Origin of the sequence: Paraburkholderia lebeckiae, assembly GCF_050436325.1 — a bacterium.
GTDB classification, from domain to species: Bacteria; Pseudomonadota; Gammaproteobacteria; order Burkholderiales; family Burkholderiaceae; genus Paraburkholderia; species Paraburkholderia tuberum.
This window is the reverse complement of record NZ_JBNDLZ010000002.1, coordinates 364,568-384,498: the sequence shown is the minus strand read 5'-3', so window position 1 is coordinate 384,498 and position 19,931 is coordinate 364,568. Positions and strand designations below refer to the sequence as shown.

At 67.6% G+C, this 19,931-nt stretch carries 20 protein-coding genes; 8 read left to right on the top strand and 12 right to left on the bottom strand.

Annotation, left to right across the window (positions count from 1 at the left end):
* Both OKW44_RS04750 and OKW44_RS04745 read right to left on the bottom strand, forming a co-directional pair.
* Positions 1–945, bottom strand: coding sequence for a metallophosphoesterase family protein (locus OKW44_RS04750; protein WP_018425202.1), 945 nt, complete (start codon positions 943–945; stop codon positions 1–3).
* A 160-nt stretch (positions 946–1,105) separates the two neighbouring features.
* The gene (locus OKW44_RS04745; RefSeq protein ID WP_026226661.1) at positions 1,106–2,065 is read right to left on the bottom strand and encodes an aldo/keto reductase; all 960 of its coding nucleotides are present in this window, start codon (positions 2,063–2,065) and stop codon (positions 1,106–1,108) included.
* A gap of 22 nt (positions 2,066–2,087) precedes the next feature.
* Here OKW44_RS04745 and OKW44_RS04740 point away from each other — a divergent pair, with 22 nt between their 5' ends.
* The gene (locus OKW44_RS04740; protein WP_162634112.1) at positions 2,088–2,258 is read left to right on the top strand and encodes a hypothetical protein; all 171 of its coding nucleotides are present in this window, start codon (positions 2,088–2,090) and stop codon (positions 2,256–2,258) included.
* Between the two features lie 125 nt (positions 2,259–2,383).
* Here the strand turns inward: OKW44_RS04740 and OKW44_RS04735 are convergent, their stop codons facing one another.
* The gene (locus OKW44_RS04735; protein ID WP_018425204.1) at positions 2,384–3,559 is read right to left on the bottom strand and encodes an epoxide hydrolase family protein; all 1,176 of its coding nucleotides are present in this window, start codon (positions 3,557–3,559) and stop codon (positions 2,384–2,386) included.
* Between the two features lie 117 nt (positions 3,560–3,676).
* On the opposite strand from OKW44_RS04735, the gene surE reads away from it, so the two are divergent.
* Complete coding sequence (gene surE, locus OKW44_RS04730) at positions 3,677–4,453, top strand: 5'/3'-nucleotidase SurE (RefSeq protein ID WP_018425205.1); 777 nt, start codon at positions 3,677–3,679, stop codon at positions 4,451–4,453.
* Between the two features lie 27 nt (positions 4,454–4,480).
* On the opposite strand, the gene OKW44_RS04725 is transcribed toward surE, so the two are convergent.
* A complete protein-coding gene (locus OKW44_RS04725; protein ID WP_018425206.1) occupies positions 4,481–5,275 on the bottom strand; it encodes a DUF4148 domain-containing protein in 795 nt (264 codons plus the stop codon).
* A 211-nt stretch (positions 5,276–5,486) separates the two neighbouring features.
* Between OKW44_RS04725 and OKW44_RS04720 the strand changes: the two genes are divergently transcribed.
* Entirely contained in the window at positions 5,487–5,870 is a 384-nt protein-coding gene (locus tag OKW44_RS04720) for a hypothetical protein (protein ID WP_162634113.1), read from the top strand.
* Positions 5,871–5,917: 47 nt separating this feature from the next.
* On the opposite strand, the gene OKW44_RS04715 is transcribed toward OKW44_RS04720, so the two are convergent.
* Complete coding sequence (locus OKW44_RS04715; RefSeq protein WP_018425208.1) at positions 5,918–6,553, bottom strand: carbonic anhydrase; 636 nt, start codon at positions 6,551–6,553, stop codon at positions 5,918–5,920.
* Between the two features lie 317 nt (positions 6,554–6,870).
* A complete protein-coding gene (locus OKW44_RS04710; RefSeq protein ID WP_008923225.1) occupies positions 6,871–7,146 on the bottom strand; it encodes a DUF1488 family protein in 276 nt (91 codons plus the stop codon).
* Here OKW44_RS04710 and OKW44_RS04705 point away from each other — a divergent pair.
* On the top strand, positions 7,145–8,845 hold the full coding sequence (locus OKW44_RS04705) for an MDR family MFS transporter (protein ID WP_275426106.1): 1,701 nt from the start codon (positions 7,145–7,147) through the stop codon (positions 8,843–8,845). The two genes, OKW44_RS04710 and OKW44_RS04705, sit on opposite strands and share 2 nt — an antisense overlap.
* Before the next feature lie 37 nt (positions 8,846–8,882).
* Here the strand turns inward: OKW44_RS04705 and OKW44_RS04700 are convergent, their stop codons facing one another.
* The 6 genes from OKW44_RS04700 to OKW44_RS04675 form a co-directional block, all read right to left on the bottom strand.
* The gene (locus tag OKW44_RS04700; protein WP_018425210.1) at positions 8,883–10,058 is read right to left on the bottom strand and encodes an alpha/beta hydrolase family protein; all 1,176 of its coding nucleotides are present in this window, start codon (positions 10,056–10,058) and stop codon (positions 8,883–8,885) included.
* A gap of 2 nt (positions 10,059–10,060) precedes the next feature.
* On the bottom strand, positions 10,061–11,080 hold the full coding sequence (locus tag OKW44_RS04695; protein ID WP_018425211.1) for an AraC family transcriptional regulator: 1,020 nt from the start codon (positions 11,078–11,080) through the stop codon (positions 10,061–10,063).
* A gap of 171 nt (positions 11,081–11,251) precedes the next feature.
* Positions 11,252–11,980 (bottom strand): precorrin-4 C(11)-methyltransferase, encoded by a 729-nt coding sequence (gene cobM / locus OKW44_RS04690; RefSeq protein WP_018425212.1) that lies wholly within the window; start codon positions 11,978–11,980, stop codon positions 11,252–11,254.
* A gap of 20 nt (positions 11,981–12,000) precedes the next feature.
* Positions 12,001–12,741 carry a cobalt-precorrin-6A reductase gene (locus OKW44_RS04685; RefSeq protein ID WP_018425213.1) on the bottom strand — a complete coding sequence of 247 codons (741 nt, stop codon included), beginning with the start codon at positions 12,739–12,741 and terminating at the stop codon, positions 12,001–12,003.
* Positions 12,738–13,838: a cobalt-precorrin-5B (C(1))-methyltransferase gene (locus tag OKW44_RS04680; RefSeq protein ID WP_018425214.1), complete on the bottom strand. Its 1,101-nt coding sequence runs from the start codon at positions 13,836–13,838 to the stop codon at positions 12,738–12,740. Before OKW44_RS04680 ends, OKW44_RS04685 begins: the two co-directional genes overlap by 4 nt.
* Positions 13,838–15,061, bottom strand: a complete 1,224-nt coding sequence (locus tag OKW44_RS04675; RefSeq protein ID WP_018425215.1) for a bifunctional cobalt-precorrin-7 (C(5))-methyltransferase/cobalt-precorrin-6B (C(15))-methyltransferase — start codon at positions 15,059–15,061, stop codon at positions 13,838–13,840. Before OKW44_RS04675 ends, OKW44_RS04680 begins: the two co-directional genes overlap by 1 nt.
* A 308-nt stretch (positions 15,062–15,369) precedes the next feature.
* Here OKW44_RS04675 and cobG point away from each other — a divergent pair, with 308 nt between their 5' ends.
* Genes cobG through cobJ form a run of 4 tightly spaced genes read left to right on the top strand, consistent with a single transcriptional unit; the run spans position 15,370 to position 19,923 of the window.
* Positions 15,370–16,809 carry a precorrin-3B synthase gene (cobG, locus tag OKW44_RS04670; RefSeq protein ID WP_026226663.1) on the top strand — a complete coding sequence of 480 codons (1,440 nt, stop codon included), beginning with the start codon at positions 15,370–15,372 and terminating at the stop codon, positions 16,807–16,809.
* Entirely contained in the window at positions 16,802–17,428 is a 627-nt protein-coding gene (locus OKW44_RS04665; RefSeq protein ID WP_018425218.1) for a precorrin-8X methylmutase, read from the top strand. The genes cobG and OKW44_RS04665 overlap by 8 nt, the downstream gene beginning before the upstream one ends.
* Entirely contained in the window at positions 17,429–18,172 is a 744-nt protein-coding gene (locus OKW44_RS04660) for a precorrin-2 C(20)-methyltransferase (protein WP_018425219.1), read from the top strand.
* On the top strand, positions 18,169–19,923 hold the full coding sequence (gene cobJ, locus OKW44_RS04655) for a precorrin-3B C(17)-methyltransferase (protein ID WP_018425220.1): 1,755 nt from the start codon (positions 18,169–18,171) through the stop codon (positions 19,921–19,923). The genes OKW44_RS04660 and cobJ overlap by 4 nt, the downstream gene beginning before the upstream one ends.
* Positions 19,924–19,931 lie beyond the last annotated feature (8 nt).

Sequence of the window (19,931 nt, the reverse complement as noted above, 5' to 3'; positions counted from 1 at the left end):
TCAGGCGAGCGTCGTGTCGTCGAGCGTCGCCTTCAGCGGATGACGCGCGATACTGACGCTCGTCACGCCGAGCATCTTCGGCAGCTGGTCGCTCGCGACCTTCAGCGGCCCCGGGCCATCGCCCTGGCCGGCGGTCGGCTGCGGATAGGCGGTCGAGCGCGCGGTGTGGAACGTCACGTTGCCCTCGACCTTCGTCACGATCTGATGAATGTGGCCGTTCAACACCGTCACGGAACCGAAGCGCTTCAGATAGCTCATCGCCTGACCCGCGTCGCCGGTGCCCCAGCCCCACGGCTCGTAGATGGTCCACATCGGCATGTGCGCGAACACGACGACCGGGGTGCTCGACGAGCGGCCTTTCAGATCGTTTTCGAGCCATTCGAGCTGTTCGTCGCCGAGACCGCCGAGGCCGTTCGGTTTGAAATGCATCACGTTCACGAGCCCGACGAAATGCACGCCCTGGTGATCGAAGCTGTAATAGCCGCGGTTATCCGAAGCCTTGCCGAAACGGCTGAAGTACTCGGTGCCGGGGCCGTCGGTGACGTCGTGCTCGCCGGGGACCGTGTGCAGCTCGGCGATCTTCAGTCCCGACATAAGCTGCGCGGCCAGATCGAATTCCGCGGGCTTCGACAGATGCGTGATGTCGCCGGTGTGAATCGCGAGCGGCGGACGCGCCGGCATCGCGTTGACGTAATCGATCGTCTGTTTCAGCGTGCCCGCGACGTCGCGATTCGCCTCTTTGTTGAAGCCGATATGCGTGTCGCTGATCTGCAGGAAAAGCGGCGTGCCAGCCGCTGGCGTCGCGGTGTTCGAGTCGGCCGCGAGCGCGAGTTCGACCGGCGTCAGCACGCCGCCCGACAGCATGAACACGGTGCCGAGGCCGCCGAACGCAAGACACTTCAGCGCGCCGCGACGCGCCGGATCGAATGAATGATGTGACGACATGATGACCTCACGATAGGGATTCGCCGAACCGAACCCGGTTCGTGAGGCATGACTGGCGTGGGGCGGGTTTTATTCCCGTGTTGTGCGGCGTTTGTGGGAGGCGACACCTGTACGCGAATAGAAAGCGGCAAGTAATCGCCGTGATGGATTGCGCATCACGTCAGCCGCCGACCGCCGCGATGATCCGCGCGCGCATCGCGTCGTCGGGCAGCGGTCCCGCTCCCGCGCGCACGTTGTCCGCCATGTATTGCGGCCGCCCGGTGCCCGGAATCACGACGGTCACCGCCGGCTGCGCGAGCACGAATTTCAACAGAATTTGCGCCCAGCTCGTGCAGCCGATTTCGCCCGCCCATGCGGGCAACGGCGTTTTCATCACGCGCGCCAGCAAACCACCGCCGCCGAATGGCTGATTGATCACGACGCCAATGCCGAGATCGACCGCGAGCGGCAGGATGCGCTGCTCGGCCGCGCGATCGTCGGCGGCGTAGTTGATCTGCACGAAGTCGGGCTTCTCGCTGCGCATCACCGCCGCGACTTCGTCGAACGCGCTCGACGTGTAATGCGTGATGCCGAGATAGCGAATCCGGCCGCGCGCTTTCCAGTCGCGCAAGGTCGCGAGCTGCGTGCGCCAGTCGAGCAGATTGTGGATCTGCATCAGATCGACATGCGGCTGCTGAAAACGCCGCAGCGATTCCTCCATCTGCGCGATGCCGGCCTCGCGTCCCTCGGTCCAGACCTTGGTGGCGACGAACGCCTTGCGATGCGCGTCGAGCTGCGTGAGCAGCGCGCCCGCGACCGCTTCCGACGAACCGTACATCGGCGAAGAATCGATTACCGAGCCGCCCGCTTCGAACAGGATGCGCAGCACCTCGGCGAGTTGGGCGTGCGCGGCGGCATCGTCGCCGACGTCGAAGGTGCGCCACGTGCCGCAGCCGATCACCGGCACCGCTTCGCCGGTGGACGGGATCGCGCGGCGGCTCATGCGGGGTAAGGGGGTGACGGATTGCGCGTGCGCCTCAGTTTGCGCGGACGTGACGCGCGACAACGCAAGCGCTGCCGGCAGCCCCAGCGCCGTGCGCAGAAAACGGCGGCGGTGATCGTGGTTCGACGCATGTGCCATAGCGTGTATGGTGCTCTCGTTCATGAAAGTTCGACCACCGTCCACGCTGGCCGGGCTGTCGTCGATGAATAGCGTGTCCGTTGCGGCCCGCGCCGAGGCGTTCGACGCAGCGCGCAGACAGGTTTGCGTGGCGGGCTTCGCCGCGCCGAACGCCGCCGAAAGGACCACGGTCAACCGCTTTAAATCGGGATAAGCCGGTTTTGACAAACCTTGACGGTGATCATTTCGGGCATTTCATTTCTATTGCATATTCCTGCTGGCGCCGGATGAATAAGAAAGGCGGCATGAGCCGCCTTCGCCGTTAGTGATCGACGCTGGTTAGCGCGCTCTCTGCCGCAACGGCCTGAAGAACTTTCGAATTTCGGCCGCGAGCAACGCGGGCTTTTCCATCGCCGCGAAGTGCCCGCCGGCTGGCATTTCGCTCCACTGCGCGACGTTGAAGGTTCGTTCGAGCCAACTGCGCGGCGGATGATTGATCTCCTTCGGAAACAGCGCGAAGCCGACTGGCGTGTCGATGCGCTCGCCGTCGGAGAAACGCATCGGCTGCAGGCGGTTTTCCCAATACATCTGCATCGCCGGGCCGATGCACTGCGTGAACCAGTACAGCGAGATATTGATCAACAGATCGTCTTTCGAGAACACGCTTTCCACGTCGCCGCCGCAATCGCTCCACGCGCGAAACTTCTCGCCGATCCACGCGGCGAGTCCCACCGGCGAATCGTTCAACGACGCGGCGACGGTCAGCGGCTTGGTGCTGTGCTGATGCGCGTAACCGCCTTCGAGTGCGGCCCAGTCGTTCTTCTCGCGCAGATAGTCCTGCTCGGCCGGCGTCAGCTCCCGCTGCGCCGCGCCGATCGCGGGCTCATAGGAACTCGGCAGGAAGTTCAGATGGATGCCGTCGACCACCCGCGGATGATGCGCGGCCAACGCGATCGACACGCCCGCGCCAAGATCGCCGCCCTGCGCGCCGAAGCGCTCGTAGCCGAGCCCGCGCATCAGCGACACCCACAGGTCCGCGACCTGGAACGCGGATATGCCGGCCTGCGCGGGCGCAGGCGAAAACGCGAAGCCCGGCAGCGACGGCGCGACGACGTCGAAGGCGTCGGCGGGATCGGCGCCGAACGCGACCGGATCGCACAACTGATCGAGCAGCGCGCGAAACTCGAAGAAGGAACCGGGCCAGCCGTGCGTGATCACCAGCGGATAAGCCTGAAAGCCGGGCGCGACACTGGCGGCGCGCCGATGTGCGAAGTGCACGGTCTGGCCGTTCACGTCGGCGAGAAATTGCGGCAGCTGGTTCAACCTGCGTTCGGCCGCGCGCCAGTCGAATTGCCCGGCCCAATAGGTCGCGAGTTCGCGCAGCCAGGCGGGGTCGGCGCCCTGCTGCCAGGCGGGCGCGGGCGTCGTGGGCGCCCAGCGGGTGGCGTGGATGCGGCGGCGCAAATCGTCGATGTCCTGATCGGCGATCGCAATCTCAAAGGGGTCGATCTGCATGGCGGGTCGTCCTGGGTCGTTGGCGGCTCATCGTCATCGTACGCGCGTCGGACGAAAGCCGGATAATGGGCGTCCCTTCCCCACCATTCATTCACCGACCCACAGGAGATTGACGCGATGTCCGCTGACGAATCCAAGCTGCCGCGAGTGCTGCTGACGAACGACGACGGTATCGACGCGCCCGGCCTCGCCGTGCTCGAAGCCGTAGCCGCCGAGCTCGCGCACGAAGTCTGGGTGGTCGCGCCCGAGCACGACCAGAGCGGTACGTCGCATTCCATCAGCCTGCATTCGCCGCTGCGCGTGAGCCGCCAGGGCGAACGCCGTTTCGGCGTCACCGGCACGCCCGGCGATTGCGTCGTGATGGGCGTGCGTCATCTGATGCGCGAGGCGCCGTCGCTGGTGCTGTCCGGCGTCAATCGCGGCGGCAACCTCGGCATCGAAACGATGTTCTCGGGCACGGTCGGCGCGGCGATGACGGGTCTGCTGCTCGGGCTGCCGTCGTTCGCGCTGAGCCAGGCGTTCAGCGATCGCGAGCGCGTTCGCTGGGACACCGCGCGCACGCTCGCACCCGGTGTGATCCGTCAATTGCTCGCGATCGAGCATGCGGCGCCGACCTGCCTGAACATCAACTTTCCCGATGTCGATGCCGCCGACGCCGGTCCGCTGACGCCGACGCGCCAGGGCGTCGGGCTCGTCAGGGACATCGAGGTGCTGCCTGAAGTCGACCCGCGCGGCATCGCGTATCACTGGCTGCGCTTCGATCGTGGCCCGCGCGAGAACGATGCCGACAGCGAAACGGCAACGGTCGCGGCGGGTCGCGTATCGGTCACGCCGCTTGCGTTCGATCGCACCGACGAAGCCACCTTTGCGCGGCTCGCCGCGTCATTGATCTAACGGTTGGCTAGGGCGCGGCGCCCTGCTTCAGTGCGCCCCAGGTCCCGATGGCTCGGGTCTGCCGAAGGCGGGCATCGTACCGTTCTCACGCGCGCGCACGAGTTCGGCCTCTACTTCGGCGCGGGTTTTGGGGCCGTTGCTGGCGACCGCCGGATTTGCGGCCTGGTTGGTCAGCCCCGCGCGCGGCATCGACCATGGCGACTCGACGCCTTGCGTGGCATATTGCGACGACGGCCGCGCCTCTGGCACGACGCTGGCCGCTTTCTTCCCAGACCGCTCGGCAGTAGAACTTTTCCGGTGGCTGCCGCCCCGCGCATGACTACCCGATGTCGTCGCAACGCTTTGCGCTGAGCGCGGTTTCGTCGTAGTACCCGACGCAATGTGGCCATGGTGTGCGTGCCCGGTCTTTGCCGTGGGTGGCGCCTGGGTCCGGTTCGAAGTCACCGCAGGCTGCGGCGGCAAACTCGTCTGCTGCGGCTGCGGCTGTTGCTGCAGCTGTTGCTGCGCCTTGTTCGACTCCCGCGCGAACTGTAGTGCGGCGATGGCCAGAGCGTCGCCCGCCTGCGCTCCAATCGACGCGGCCGGCTGACCCCGCAAGGCGGTCACGTCGTCGCGCAGCGCATGGCGGCGGGTTGCCGGCGCGACCGTCGCCACGCCGGGCTGGCCTTCGCTCTGCCCCGCCGCCGCGCCCATCGTGCTGACACCCCGCTCGCCATAGGCGACGAGACTCACGTCCCGACCGGACGACCAGTCGTTGTCCAGTTGCGACACATAGGCCCCAAGCGTCACCGCGCCGAAGACGAGGCCCGTCAACACGATCATTCTCGGTTCGCTATACAAGGCACGCTCCCCATTCCAACCGATCGACCGCCGAAGTCGACGCACGCGCATGCGATCGACCCATTAGTCAAAGTGTGGGCGATACGAATGACAGTGTTTTCCTTTTTAGACCCAACAAGCTGCGAATCGGCGGATCTGGTCGGGGATGTGTCCGAAATCGACGGGTATTCCTCCGTTCAAACGCGCTCTGAAGGTGACGACGAGCGGCAACGCGATCCTCGTCGACCTGGACGGCCAGCGCGTGGTGAGCGCCAACGACGCGACCAATGCGCTGCCCGCGGCGTTCCAGTCGGGCAGCTTCGGCGTGCGGCGCTTCGGTGTCGGCGTATCGCACGACGCCAGGCAGCGCGACCGGCAAGGTCCATCTCGCCGCGAACCAGAGCGCGTCGATCAAGGTCGAGTACGTGCACGGCACGGGGACCGCGAGCATGCATCTGTTGTGGTCGAACCCGGCTGCGAAAAGCCCTGGTGTGTTGAAGATCGTGCCGTCGGATTCGCTGGTGACGTCGATCTGATAGGGATGGTTGTGGCGGGCGGCGCGGTGGGGTTGAAACCGCGCCGCCGCGCCGGCTTTTAGCAAGCCGGGTGTTAATCCCTCAAACTAAAAACCGTTTTAATGCCGCTTTAACCCGCACAAATTTCCCGATTATCCGCAAGCGGCAAGAAGTTACCGGTCTTGCCATCGAGCGCAAGCATTTCACCGCTTTCGATATTGAAGATCCAGCCATGCAGCCGCAGCGTCTTGTTCACGAGTCCGACCGCCACCGACGGATGCGTGCGGATGTTGCTGAGCTGCGCGATCACGTTGTCCTTGACCAGCGCCTCGAGACGCTCGGCATCCGAGCAGTAGTGGCGCGACGCGTTGATCGCCTTCGCCGCATCCGCGTGACGCAGCCAGCTCGCGACCGCCGGCATGTGCTCCAGATTCGTGCAGCTCGATATCGCCGTCATCGCGCCGCAGTTCGAATGCCCGCAGATCACGATGTCGGTCACGCCGAGCACGGCAATCGCATATTCGACGGTCGCCGACACGCCGCCCGGCTCCGGGCCGTACGACGGCACGATGTTGCCCGCGTTGCGGATCACGAACAGCGACCCCGGTTCGGTCTGCGTCAGCAGTTCCGGCACCACGCGGCTGTCCGAACAGGTCACGAAGAGCGTGCTGGGATTCTGCGCGGTCGACAACCGCTTGAAGAGCGCGCTTTGCTGTGGAAAGACCTCGCGTTGAAAGCGGATCAGACCTTCGATGATTTCCTGCACGATATTCTCCAGAGAATCGAAGAGACGGATTGGAAGTTGCCGCGACTATACCGCAGCCTTTCAATCGTCGCGCGAATCACCGTGCTAATCGTCGGACGCTCCTGCCGCGAATTGCCAGCGAAATCATGGCGTGCCTGCACGTGCCATAAAAAAGACCCGGCTGCCGGCAGCCGGGTCCAACTCTCTCGCTCACACGCGTTAAACGGTGTGCGCGTCGATACTGTAGCCGCGCCGGCGTCGCGGATCAGTCGCCGCGATGGAAGAGTCCTTTCCACCGCGGCACGAATGGCTTGACCCGATACGAGCAAGCGGGCCGTTCAATCGAAGTCGCGCGTCTCGAGCTCCACGGACCGTCCCCCGTTGCGTTCGAGCACCCGCCGCGTAGCATTTTCAATGCGGGCGCGGTTCGCCTCGAACGCTCCCACCAGATCGTGAGCAGACGGGGCGCCGTTGCCGAGGCTGCCATTGCCGAAATGGTCGTTGAGCGCGTCGAGCGATACGCTGCACCATACGTCCTTCCCGTCCACATTGGCCTCGTAGGCGACGCGCGCAGCAGCCACCACTTCCCGGCGTCCGGTGAATTCGATCCTCATGATTGTCCTCCGTGTGTCAAAGGGAAATCCGAATACGCAACGGTCGTGCCCAATCCGGCCGGCTCGCCGGCTGCCCAGGCGCGAGCACGCATTCTCCGCAAGGTGCATACTCCTGACCGGCCGCCACGCGCGGCCGCGCCGATGCGTCGCAGCAAGGCCTCCTCCGGGCCGTCGACGCATTCAACATATCGATACTACGCCCTTCATGTCCCGCAATACTCAATCTTCACGCCCGCTCGTGATCGCCGCCGTGATGGCCTCGATGGCGATGGTCGCGATCGAAGCGACCATCGTGTCGACCGCGATGCCGCAGATCGTCTCGCAACTCGGCGACCTGCATTTATACAGTTGGGTGTTCTCGTCGTTCCTGCTCACGCAGACCGCGATGACGGTGGTGTTCGGCAAGCTCGCCGACCTCTATGGGCGCAAGCCCGTGATCCTCGCGGGCATCGCGATCTTCCTCGTCGGCTCGGTGCTCGCCGGCTTCGCGTGGTCGATGCCGGCGATGATCGTGTTCCGCCTGATCCAGGGGATCGGCGCGGGCGCGATCCAGCCGGTCACGCTGACCGTCGTCGCCGATCTGTACCCGGCGCGCGAACGCGGCAAGGTGCAGGGTTATCTCGCGAGCGTGTGGGCGATTTCGGCGGTCGTGGGTCCGATGGTCGGCGGCTTCATCATTCACAACCTGTCGTGGGCGTGGATCTTCTGGATGAACGTGCCGATCGGGCTCGCGTCGGCGGCGGGCTTCATCGCGTTCCTGCGCGAATCCGAACGGCACGCGCGGCCGTCCATCGACTTCGCCGGCGCCGCGCTGTTCATGACCGCGATCGCAGCCCTGATGATGGCGCTGACCTACGCCGGCGACGACGCGTTGGCGCCAGCCTCGCTCGCAGGCGGCGTCTTCGTGCTGTGCGTGCTGCTGTTCGTGCTGCAGGAGCGTCGCGCGGCCGAACCGATGATCTCGTTCGCGCTATGGAGCCGCCGCCCGATCGCCGCGTGCAACGGCGCGACGGTGCTGGCCGGCATGATCCTGATGGGCGCGACCACGTTCCTGCCGATGTACGTGCAGGGCGTGCTGCATCGTTCGCCCGTGGTGGCCGGCCTCGCGCTGACGATGATGATGGTCGGCTGGCCCACCGGCGCGACGTTCGCGGCGAAGTCGTTTCACCGGCTCGGTTTGCGGCGCATCCTGATCTGCGGCAGCGCGTTCGTGCCGCTCGGCGCGGTGCTGCTGCTGTTGCTGTCGCCGGGCGCGTCGCCGCTCGTTGCCGGGTTCGCGTCGCTGATCATGGGCTTTGGCATGGGGACCTCGAGCGTCAGTTCGCTCGTGCTGATCCAGGAGATCGTCAGAATGGACGAACGCGGCAGCGCGACCGCGTCGAACCTGTTTTCGCGCAATCTCGGCAGCACGCTCGGCGCGACGCTGTTCGGCGCGGTGCTGAACTTCGGGCTCAGTCATTCGCAGGGCGTCGCGACGGTTACGTCGGATCAGCTGAAGGCGCTGCTGCAGAACCGCGCCGCCGACCTCGGCGACAGCGATCTGGTCCGGCTCGTGCTGCACCAGTCGCTGCATCTGACCTTCGTGTCGATGTTCGTGATCGCGCTATTCGTGGTCGCGCTGCTCGCGCTGGTCCCAACGATCCGATTCGGCGACGACAAGCCGGCACCACTCAAGGCCTTGTCGCCGCTCGAGGACTGAGTCGCGCGGCGTCGCGAACCGCTTGCGTTCGCGAGCGCTACGAGCCGCCCGCCGGCAGCGTCGCCGCGAAGAAATCACGCACCTGTGCCGCGGTTCGCGCATGAATCGCGGCGCGATCGACACCCGGCCCGTCCTTGCAGATCGGCGCCAGACGCTCCATCGCCTCGGGCTCGCACACATCCATGAACGTATAGTGCGAGGCGCCCGGCACCATCGTCACCTTCGCTTGCGGCATGAAGCCCGCGATGCGGTGAATGTTGGTGTTGACTGGCGCGGTCGTGTCCGCCTCGCCCGCGAGCAGCGCGACCGGAATCGTCACTTCCCTGAACGACGCACTGCTGAATGCCTCGCCGAGCGCGGGTGCGATCGCGAACGCGGCTTTGACGCGCGGATCGCGATACGAGTCGCCCGAGCGCGCGCGCGACGCGTTCGTTTCCGCCGATAGCCCCTCGACCGTCAGCGCCTGCGCGCCCGGCGCGTGCGCGAGATTGGCGGCTTCGGGCGGCGAGCAGATCGCATCGGCTTCGGGCGACGTGCAAAAGCGCTCGAATGCGACGCGATCGGTCCGTGCGCCCGCGACTTCGAGCACCGTATAGCCGCCGAGCGAAAAGCCCAGCGCGCCGATCCGCGTGGTGTCGACGCGCGGACCGAAACGCGGGTCCGCGAGCACCCCGTCGAGCACTTCGCTCAAATCGGTCGCGCGCTCCCACCAGAGGATGAAGCCGTCGCGCGTGCGCGGCTCCAGCGCGTTGTTACCCGGATGGTTGACGCCCGCGACGACATAGCCCTGCGCGGCCAGCGACGCCGCGAGCCAGTCGAGACTGTCCGCGCTGCCGCCGGTGCCGTGCGATAGCAGCAGCAACGGGTATTTGGGCTGCGCGGCGGACAACGGCGCATCATCGGCGGCCGCGTGGCCGACGAACATCGGATGGCCCGGCGCGCCGATATCGTGAGGCGTCTCGGGTTGCGCCGCATCGGCCGGGTACCAGATGCGCGTGATCAGCGCCTGCGTTTGCGCGCCGCGCCAGTTGCGGGCCACGGCGGGGTGAAATACGCGGCTCGTTTCGCCGACATGCCAGCCGGCGGAGGCGGTTTGCGCGATGGCGTTCGCCGGCAACGAAGCCCACATCGCGCCAGACAGCGCCCCTGACAACGCCGCGGTCAACGACACCACCACCGCGCTCGACAGCGCGGCACAACCTCGACGCATCATGGTTAGTTCTCGCAAATGGGGATCAATAGATCGGTGACGCAGGGATGTTGCTCGCTGCGATCGGGCGTGCTTCGATACAGTTCCAGCCCCGGCCGCTGATCGCGCCGGTAGCCGCTGCGCGGCAGCCAGCCGCTGTACAGCGCCCTGAAAGTGGGCGAGATCAGCGCATAAGGGCCGACGAGGCGGTGCACCGCATACAGCCCGCCTTCGAGCCGCAGCGGCTCGATGCCCGGCGGCGGCCCGGCAACACGCGGGCGTTGCGCGGCTTCGTCGAGCCGCTCCATCGCACTGCTCAACGCCGCCTGCGAGCCCGCGACAATTGCCGCGTGATAGCAAAACCCGCCAGCCATCGACGGATCGCGCGCGCAAATGCCGACCCGCTGTTGCAACAGCGGGTTCTCGTCGCAGCGCAGCGTCGTCATCAGCGTGTGGAAGGTCTGGCCGATCGTCGCAATCGGGCCGTCATGGCGAAGGCACAGCACGTCGAGCGGCGCAAGCTCGGTGACTTCGACGGACGGCAGCGCAGGCGTGCTTTGGCTTTCGGTGCTTTCGTCACGGTTATCGTCGACGCCATCGTGAATGCGGGCGCCGTCGCCGTCGCCTCGCTGCGCGATGCGCGCTTGCGCCGTTCGCAGGGTCCGCGCCGAAGCTGTCGAAACCGCCGGATTCGCCACCAGATGCCGCTGCCGGGTCCTAAATTCGCTCGGCGACACACCGGTGAAATCGCGAAACGCGCGCGCGAATGCTTGGGGACTGTCGTAGCCGGCGTCGTGCGCGACCGCGGTGACCTGCGCGGCGTCGGTCAACCGCTGGGCCGCCTCGGCGAGCCGCAGACGCTTGACGGTGTCGCCGACGCTCTCGCCCATCAACGCCCGATAAATCCGGTGGAAGTGATACGGCGACATATGCGCGACGGCCGCGAGGCTGTCGAGCGTGTGTCGCGCGCCGGGCTCGACCAGAATGGCCTCGACCACGCGAGCGATCCGTCGACGGTAATCACGTTCGGTGCTGGGCTTCATCATGGCGCCACGATAGCGGTCTGCGCGCCGCGAGGCGGTGCAGAACTTGCTGATTTTCGCGTTTTCGCGCTTCGCGTTTTGCCAGCAGACGGGCGGCCAGGCTCTCGCGCTGCGTCACATTATGATCGACAATCCACGCGGCTCCCTGACGCCAGAACGGCTTTCACGGCGCCGTCAACTGCCCTTCGCATACAGCGTCGAATCGGCGAACCCTTCGGCGGCCAGCACCTGGCCGACCAGAATCAGCGCGGTGCGCTCGATCGCGCTGCCCTGCACCTTCGCGACGATATCGTCGAGCGTGCCAGTGATCTTTTCCTCGTCGGGCCAACTCGCGCGATAGATCACCGCGATCGGACACGCGCCGCCGTAATGCGGCCGCAGCTCATCGACGATGCGCGCGAGATGCCGCACGCCGAGGTGAATCGCCAGCGTCGCGCGATGGCGCGCGAGATCGCCCAACTGCTCGCCTTCGGGCATCGACGTTTTGCTCGCGTAGCGCGTGAGGATCAGCGTCTGCGACACGTCGGGCAGCGTCAACTCGCAGCCGAGCGCCGCCGCGCATGCGGCCGTCGCGGTCACGCCGGGCACGATTTCGTAAGGAATGGCCAGGTCGCGCAAACGGCGGATCTGCTCGCCGATCGCACCGTACAGCGACGGATCGCCCGAATGCACGCGCGCGACATGCTGGCCCTTCGCGTGCGCCGCCGCGAGCAGCGCGACGATCTGGTCGAGATCGAGCTCCGCGGTGTTGATCACCTGTTGCGCGCCATGACCTTCGAGCACCGCGGCCGGCACCAGCGACCCCGCATACAGGATCACCGGACAACTGCGCACGAGACGCTGCCCTTTGACCGTGATCAGTTCCGGGTCGCCCGGACCCGCGCCGATAAAAAACACTGTCATTCAGTACTCCAATTATTTGCTCACTTACCCGAATCCGCATTCGCCTGCGCGGACAACGCATCGAGAAGATCGGCAACGCTGGCGAACTCGCGATCGACCTCGGGCAACACCGGCCGTCGCAGCATGATCACCGGCAAGCCGCGTTCGCGCGCGACCTCGAGCTTCGCCTCGGTCGCGCCGCCGCCGCTGTTCTTGCTGACGACCACGTCGAACGCCTGCAGCGCGAACAGCGCGCGTTCGCCGTCGAGCGTGAACGGTCCGCGCGCCGCGAGGATGCGCGAGCGCGCCGTGTCCGGATGCGAATCGAGCACGCGCACGGTCCAGAATTGATGCGGCGGAATCTCGTCGAGATGCGCGAGCGGTTCGCGCCCGAGCGTGAAAAGCGGCCGCCTGAACGGCGCGAGCGTGTCGATCAGTTCGTCCCAGTCATCGACCATGCGCCAGTCGTCGCCGGCTTGCGGCTGCCACGCTGGACGCCGCAGCGCCCAGCACGGCACCTTCGCCGCGCGGCACGCGTCTACGGCATTCGCGCTGATCCGCGCCGCGTACGGATGCGTCGCGTCGATCACGAGGCCGATCGCTTCGCTCGCGAGGTAACGCGCCAGACCCGCACTGCCGCCGAAACCGCCGACGCGCACCGCGCACTTCAAGTCGTCGGGGACCTTGCCGAGTCCCGCGAGACTGTACACATGCGCGGGACCGAGTTGGCGCGCGATCTTCAGCGCGTCGCCAGTGCCGCCGAGCAGCAGGATGCGCGTCATCGCGCGACTCCGACGATGTTGCCCTGCCGGTCGATCGCGAAGATTTCGACGCTGACCTGCGGCGGCACGATATCGCGAGCAACGGCCAAAGCGTGCTGACAGACGATATCGCCGAGCGGCACCTGCCGCGCGTGAGCGAGCGCGAGCGCCTGCTGGCTCGTGTTGGCCGCGCGCATCGCCGCTTGCAGCGCGGCGTCGGCGCCATGCGCGGCAGCCCAGCCGGCGAGTTGTTCGAGATCGATGCTGGAGTTGCGGCTATGCAGATCGAGATGGCCGGCCGCGAGCTTGCTGAGCTTGCCGAAGCCGCCGCAAATGCTCAGCCGCTCGACCGGCGCGCGCTTCACATGCTTGAGCACTGCGCCCACAAAATCGCCCATTTCGATCAGCGCGATATCGGGCAGGCCGTAATGCGCGCGCATCGCGTCCTCGCTCGCGTTGCCGGTGCAGGCGGCCACATGCGTATAGCCGTTCGCGCGCGCGACGTCGATGCCCTGGTGGATCGACGCGATATACGCCGAGCACGAAAACGGCCGCACGATGCCGGTGGTGCCGAGTATCGACAGTCCACCGACAATCCCGAGTCGCGGGTTCATCGTTTTCAGCGCGAGCGCTTCGCCGCCTTCGACGCCGATCGTCACTTCGAAGCCGCCGCGATACGCGTGGCGCGCGGCGAGTTCGTCGAGGTGCTGCGTGATCATCTGGCGCGGGACCGGATTGATCGCCGGTTCGCCGACCGGCAGCGTGAGCCCCGCGCGCGTGACCGTGCCGACGCCCGGCCCCGCGCGAAAGATCACACCGGGCCCGGGCATGAGGCGCACGCGCGCGAACACGAGCGCGCCGTGGGTCACGTCGGGATCGTCGCCGGCGTCCTTGATCGTGCCGGCTTCGGCGATCCGCTCGCCGTCCGTCGCGGCAAGCCGGCAGAACGTGAGCCGCATCGGCACATGCTGGCCCTTCGGCAAGACGATCTCCGCGACCTCGCTGACCTCGCCCGCCAGCAGTAGACGAGCGGCCGCGAGCGACGTCGCGGTCGCGCAACTGCCGGTCGTATAGCCGCTGCGCAGCGGCGCCGGCTGTTCGGGAGTCTCGTCGCGCATCACGAATCGGCCGATGGTTTGGCGGGTTTGGTCACGTCGAGCAGTGTGATCGGCAACGCCTGGCGCCACGTATCGAAGCCGCCGAGCGGTTGCGCGTGAGCGAGCCCGATGCGCGTCAGCGTACCGCCATGCCGCTCGCGCCATGCGGCGAGCACCGCCTCGCCTTGCAGCGTCACCGCGTTCGCGACGAGCCGGCCGCCGTCGCGCAGTTGTGTCCAACAGGTGTCGAGCACGTCGGGCTCCGTCACCCCACCGCCGATGAACACCGCGTGCGGCGCCGGCAGTCCCCGCAACGCGTCGGGCGCGCGGCCGGCCACGAGTTGCAGCCCGGGCACGCCCAAGGCATCGCGATTCTGTTCGATGAAGCGCTGCCGCGCTTCGTTCGCTTCGATCGCGATCGCGCGACACGTGGGATGCGCGCGCATCCATTCGATTCCGATCGAACCGCTGCCCGCGCCGACGTCCCACAGCAATTCGCCGGGCGCGGGCGCGAGGCGCGCGAGCGTGATGACGCGCACGTCGCGCTTGGTCAACTGGCCGTCGTGGATAAAGGCGTCGTCGGGCAAACCGCAGGTCAGCGGCAGACGCGGCGCATGCGCCGACGCGCGGCACTCGAGCGCGATCAGATTGAGCGCGGCCATCTCGCCGGCCGGCCATTGATCCGCGCGGCCATCGACACGCCGTTCGCGTGCGCCGCCCAGATGTTCGAGCACGGTCATGGCAGTCGCGCCGAAACCGCGCGCATCGAGCGAGGCCGCCAGTGCCGCGGGCGTGCGCCCGTCCGCGCTCAGCACGAACAGACGCGCGCCGTCACGCAGATCCGCATTCAGCGCGGCAAGCGGTCGGCCGACCAGCGAGACGGTCGCGACATCCTGCAACGCCCAGCCGAGCCGCGCGGCCGCGAGCGACAAGGACGACGGCGCCGGCAGCACGCGCAACTCGCCGGCCGGCAACTGCCGCGCGAGCGTCGCGCCGACGCCGAACAGCATCGGGTCGCCGCTCGCGAGCACGCACACCGCGTGCGGACGCTCGGCGAGCAACGGCGCGAGATCGAACGGACGCGGCCACGCGGCACGGCGCGCGGCGAGCCGCGCGGGCAGCATCGCCAGATGGCGCTCGCCGCCGTACACGACCGACGCGCCCAGCAACGCACGCCGCGCGGGCCGCCCCAAACCGGCGAAGCCGTCGTCGCCAATGCCCACTACGGTCAGCCATGCCGGCATGCATCCATCCTCATCAGTTGCGTCGATTCTTTAGCGATTGCACTGCGTCACGCATGCGCCTTTGCGCAGGCTCGGAGCGCGGGGTTGCGAAAGTCCGCATGATACCGCCGCCATGCGGCCCCCGGGTTCGTGGCAGAGCGCCATGCTGCCGGGATCTCCGGCATCGCGCGATGGCCGGCAAACAGGCGCTGCGGCCACAGCGTAAAGATATAATGGCCGCTTTCATTGCCCACGGTCAGCCCGCAGCGCTTTTCGGCCGCACAGCTCACGCCGGCCCTCGTCGGGCAGCATGCAGCGAGGCCGCAGCCATGCCGTCGCGCGACGCTAAACCCGGTGCCCCTTTGAATCGAGCTTCATCTCCCACCGTTTCGTCCCACGCGGTCACGACACCTCGGCCCTCGGCATGTCCGGGGTTGCTGCGCATCGTCCCCGCGCGCGACGGCGGCATCTGCCGCATCAAACTGCCCGGCGGCGTCCTGAGCGCGGCGCAGGCACGCGCGATCGCCGATGCGAGCACGCGGCACGCGAACGGCGTCGCCGAGCTGACCAATCGCGCGAATCTGCAACTGCGCGGCGTGCGTAACGGACACGAAGCGGCGTTGAGCGCGGCGCTGATCGGCGCGGGGCTTGGACCGGCGGGCGCGCTCAGTTCCGCCGACGACGTCCGCAACGTGATGATCAGCCCCGCCGCCGGCCGCGATCCGCACGCGCTGATCGACACGACGCCGCTGTGCGGAGAACTGCTGACGCTGCTGCAAGGCGATGCGCGCTTCGTAGCGTTGTCGCCGAAATTCGCGCTGCTGCTCGACGGCGGCGAACAGCTTGCGCGGGTCGATCATCCGCATGACGTGTGGCTCGCGGCGTCGGCTGACGAAGAAGGCGTGCGCTTCGTGTTCGGCCTCGCGGGGTGCCCGGCTCCGGCAGGCGAGAACTCGAACCCGCGCGACCATCGCGATTCCAACGGCACGGGCGCGCTCGCGGCGGTGCCGCCGTCGCGCGTGCCCGCGCTCCTGCGCGCGTTGCTGCACACGTTCCTCGACCTCGCCGCAGCCGACGCGACCCGCATGCGCGACCTGCTCGCCACGCATTGCGCCGACGCGCTGCTGCAGCACGCGCAGCGCTACGTCGATTTCCCGCTAGCGCGCGACGCATCGCTGAGCCACTGGCAACGGCACATCGCCGCCGACCCATCGCTGCGGCTCGGCGCGCACGCGCAGCGCGGCGACGGCAGGTCGCATGTCGGCGGCCATCCACCGCTCGGCAGGATCGATGCGGCCACGCTGCGCGCCCTGGCTGCGCTCGCGCAAAAACACGGCAACGGCAGGTTGCACGCGACGCCATGGCAAAGCGTGCTGCTGCCCGACATCGCGACGACAGCGGTGCCCGCCGTGCTCGCGAAGCTGATCGCACTCGGTCTCGCGTGCGATCCCGCGCAGGCCATCACGCACGTGATCGCCTGCGCCGGTTCGGCCGGCTGCGCGAAGGGCCTCGCCGACACCAAGACCGACGCGCTGCAACTCGCCGAGCGCTTGCCCGCCGGCGTCGACGTGCATCTGACCGGCTGTCCGCGCTCCTGCGCGGCCGCCCATCGCGCGCCCTATACGCTGCTCGCCGCCGCACCCGGCCTCTACGACCTTTATCGACGCGACGGCCGCCCCGGCTTCGGCCAATGCGTCGCGCCCCACCTGACGATCGACGAGGCCGCCGCGCTGCTCGCGCGCCTCGCCCGGAGTACTCCACATGCTTGATTACATTCGCGACGGTCAGGAAATCTATCGCCAATCGTTCGCGACGATCCGCGCGGAGGCCGACCTCGCGCGCATCCCCGCCGACCTCGAAAAGCTCGCGGTGCGCGTGATCCACGCGTGCGGCATGGTCGACGTGATCGACGACCTCGCGTTCTCCGACGGCGCCGGCAGCGCGGGCCGCCGCGCGCTCGCGCAAGGCGCGCCGATCCTGTGCGATGCGGGCATGGTCGCGCAAGGCATCACGCGCGCGCGGCTGGCCGCGAACAACGAAGTGATCTGCACGCTCACGCGCCCGGACGTGCCCGCGCTCGCGCGCGAAATCGGCAACACGCGCTCGGCCGCCGCGCTCGAATTGTGGCGCCCGCATCTGGCGGGCAGCGTCGTCGTGATCGGCAATGCACCGACCGCGCTGTTTCATCTGCTCGACATGCTCGATGCCGGCGCGCAGAAGCCCGCGCTGATTCTCGGCTTTCCGGTCGGCTTCGTCGGCGCGGCGGAATCGAAAGCGGCACTCGCGCAAAACAGCCGCGGCGTCCCCTATGTGGTCGTGCACGGACGGCGCGGCGGCAGCGCGATGGCCGCCGCCGCGGTCAACGCGCTTGCGACGGAGGTCGAATAAATGGCGAGCCAGCTAACGAGTCGCGGACGGCTGTACGGCATCGGCGTCGGTCCCGGTGACCCGGAATTGCTGACGTTGAAGGCGCTGCGGCTGCTCAAAGCGGCGCCGGTGGTCGCGTATTTCGTCGCGAAGGGCAAGAAGGGCAACGCGTTCGGCATCATCGAGGCGCATCTGCACGACGCGCAGCAGCATCTGCCGCTCGTCTATCCGGTCACCACCGAAGCGCTCGAACCGCCGCTGTCGTACGAAGCGATCATCGCGGACTTCTATGACACCGCCGCCGAAATCGTCGCGGGCCATCTCGACGCGGGCCGCGACGTCGCGGTGATCTGCGAAGGCGATCCGTTCTTCTATGGCTCGTACATGTATCTGCACGACCGGCTCGCGGCGCGCTACGACAGTGAGGTGGTGCCCGGCGTGTGCTCGATGCTCGGCGGCGCGGCGGTGCTCGGCGCGCCGCTCGTGTATCGCAACCAGAGCTTGTCGGTGCTGTCGGGCGTGCTGCCCGAAGATGAATTGCGCCGCCGTCTGGCCGACGCCGACGCGGCGGTCATCATGAAACTCGGCCGCAATTTCGACAAGGTACGGCGCGTGCTCGACGAACTCGGACTCGCGCACCGCGCGCTGTACGTCGAACGCGCGACGATGCGAAATCAGCGCATCGTGCCGCTCGCGGAAGTCGATCCGATGGCGTCGCCGTATTTCTCACTGCTGGTCGTTCCGGGGCAAAAATGGCAAGGATGAACGCGCCCGCCATCGTGATTCTCGGCACGGGCGCGCTTGCGACCGCGCGGCAGATTCAGGCGTCGTATGTCGAGCGTGGCGCGCATGCCGCGGCCGGCGTTGCCACGGACTGCCAGGTCCATGCGCTGCAGGGGCGCGTCGACGCCGACGTCTCGTACAGCGAACTCGGCGCGCATCTGCGCGAGCTGTACGCGCGCGGCATGCCGATCGTCGCGCTGTGCGCGGCCGGCATCGTGATTCGCTGCCTCGCGCCGCTGCTGTCGAACAAAGGCGCCGAGCCGCCGGTCCTCGCGGTCGCCGAGGACGGCAGCGCGGTCGTGCCGCTGCTCGGCGGCCTCGCGGGCGTCAACGTGATGGCGCGCGACATCGCCGCGGCGTTGGCCGTGCAGCCCGCGATCACGACGAGCGGCGAGCTGCGTTTCGGCACCTGCGTGCTCAATCCGCCCGATGGCTATGCGCTCGCCGACCTAGGTCAGGGCAAGCGCTTCGTGTCGGATCTGCTCGCGGGCGAAAGCACGCGCATCGAAGGCGACGCGCCGTGGCTCGACGACGCGCAACTGCCGCGCTCGGAGTCGGCGCGTCTCGCGATTCGCGTGACGCCGCGCGCGTGGGATGGGCGTGAAGACGAACTCGTGATTCATCCGCGCAGTGTGGTGGCGGCTGTCGCCAGCGGCGATGCCGATGCCGCCGACGCGATCGTCGCGTGCGTGCGCGCGGCACTGAACGCGCAGCGTCTCGCGATGCTTTCGCTTGCTGCCTTGCTCGCGCCATCGACGAGCATGGCCGACCCGGCGCTCGCGCAAGCGGCAAGGCTTCTCGAGGTGCCGCTGCGCTTCGCCGATGCCAGCGCCGAACAGGGCGAATCGAGTGCCGCAAGCTTGCTGCATACCGCGCTGCGCGTCCCCCACGAAACGCTGCACGACGACGCACAACCCAACGTCGCGCTCGCCCTCTCCCCGCTCGCCATCGACCCCGCGACGCTCGGCCGTGCCCGCGGCCGTCTGACCGTGATCGGCCTCGGCCCCGGCCGGGCCGAGCTGATGGTCCCGGCCGCGCGCACCGCGTTGAACGAAGCCACCGACATCCTCGGCTACGACACCTACGTGAAAATGGCCGGCCCGCTGCGTGCCGGTCAGCGCGTGCACGGCACCGACAATCGCGAGGAAACGCAGCGCGCGCGGCACGCGTTCGAGCTCGCGAGCGAAGGCCGCTCGGTCGTGATGGTGTCGTCGGGCGACCCCGGCGTGTTCGCGATGGCGGCCGCCGTGCTCGAAGCGCTCGAAGCTTCCCGGAACGACGCATGGGCGGCCGTCGAACTATCGATCGTGCCGGGCGTGTCGGCCGCGTTCGCGACCGCCGCGCAGGCCGGCGCGCCGCTCGGCCACGACTTCTGCATGCTGTCGCTGTCGGACAACCTGAAGCCGTGGACGATCATCGAAACCCGCCTGCGCCATGCGGCGCAAGCCGATCTCGTGATGGCGTTCTACAACCCGATTTCGCGCGCGCGTCCGTGGCAACTCGACAAGGCACTCGACATCGTGCGGGAGTATCGCGTGCCATCGACCCAGGTGGTGCTGGGTCGCGATATCGGCCGGCCCGGCGGCACGCTGCGCACGCTGACGCTCGGCGAGCTTCGCTCGGCCGATGTGGACATGCGCACGATGGTGATCGTCGGGTCGTCGCTGACGAGAAGATTCGCTTGCGGTCATCACGGCGCGCAGTGGGTGTACACGCCGCGGTGGTACGAGTAAGCGGACCG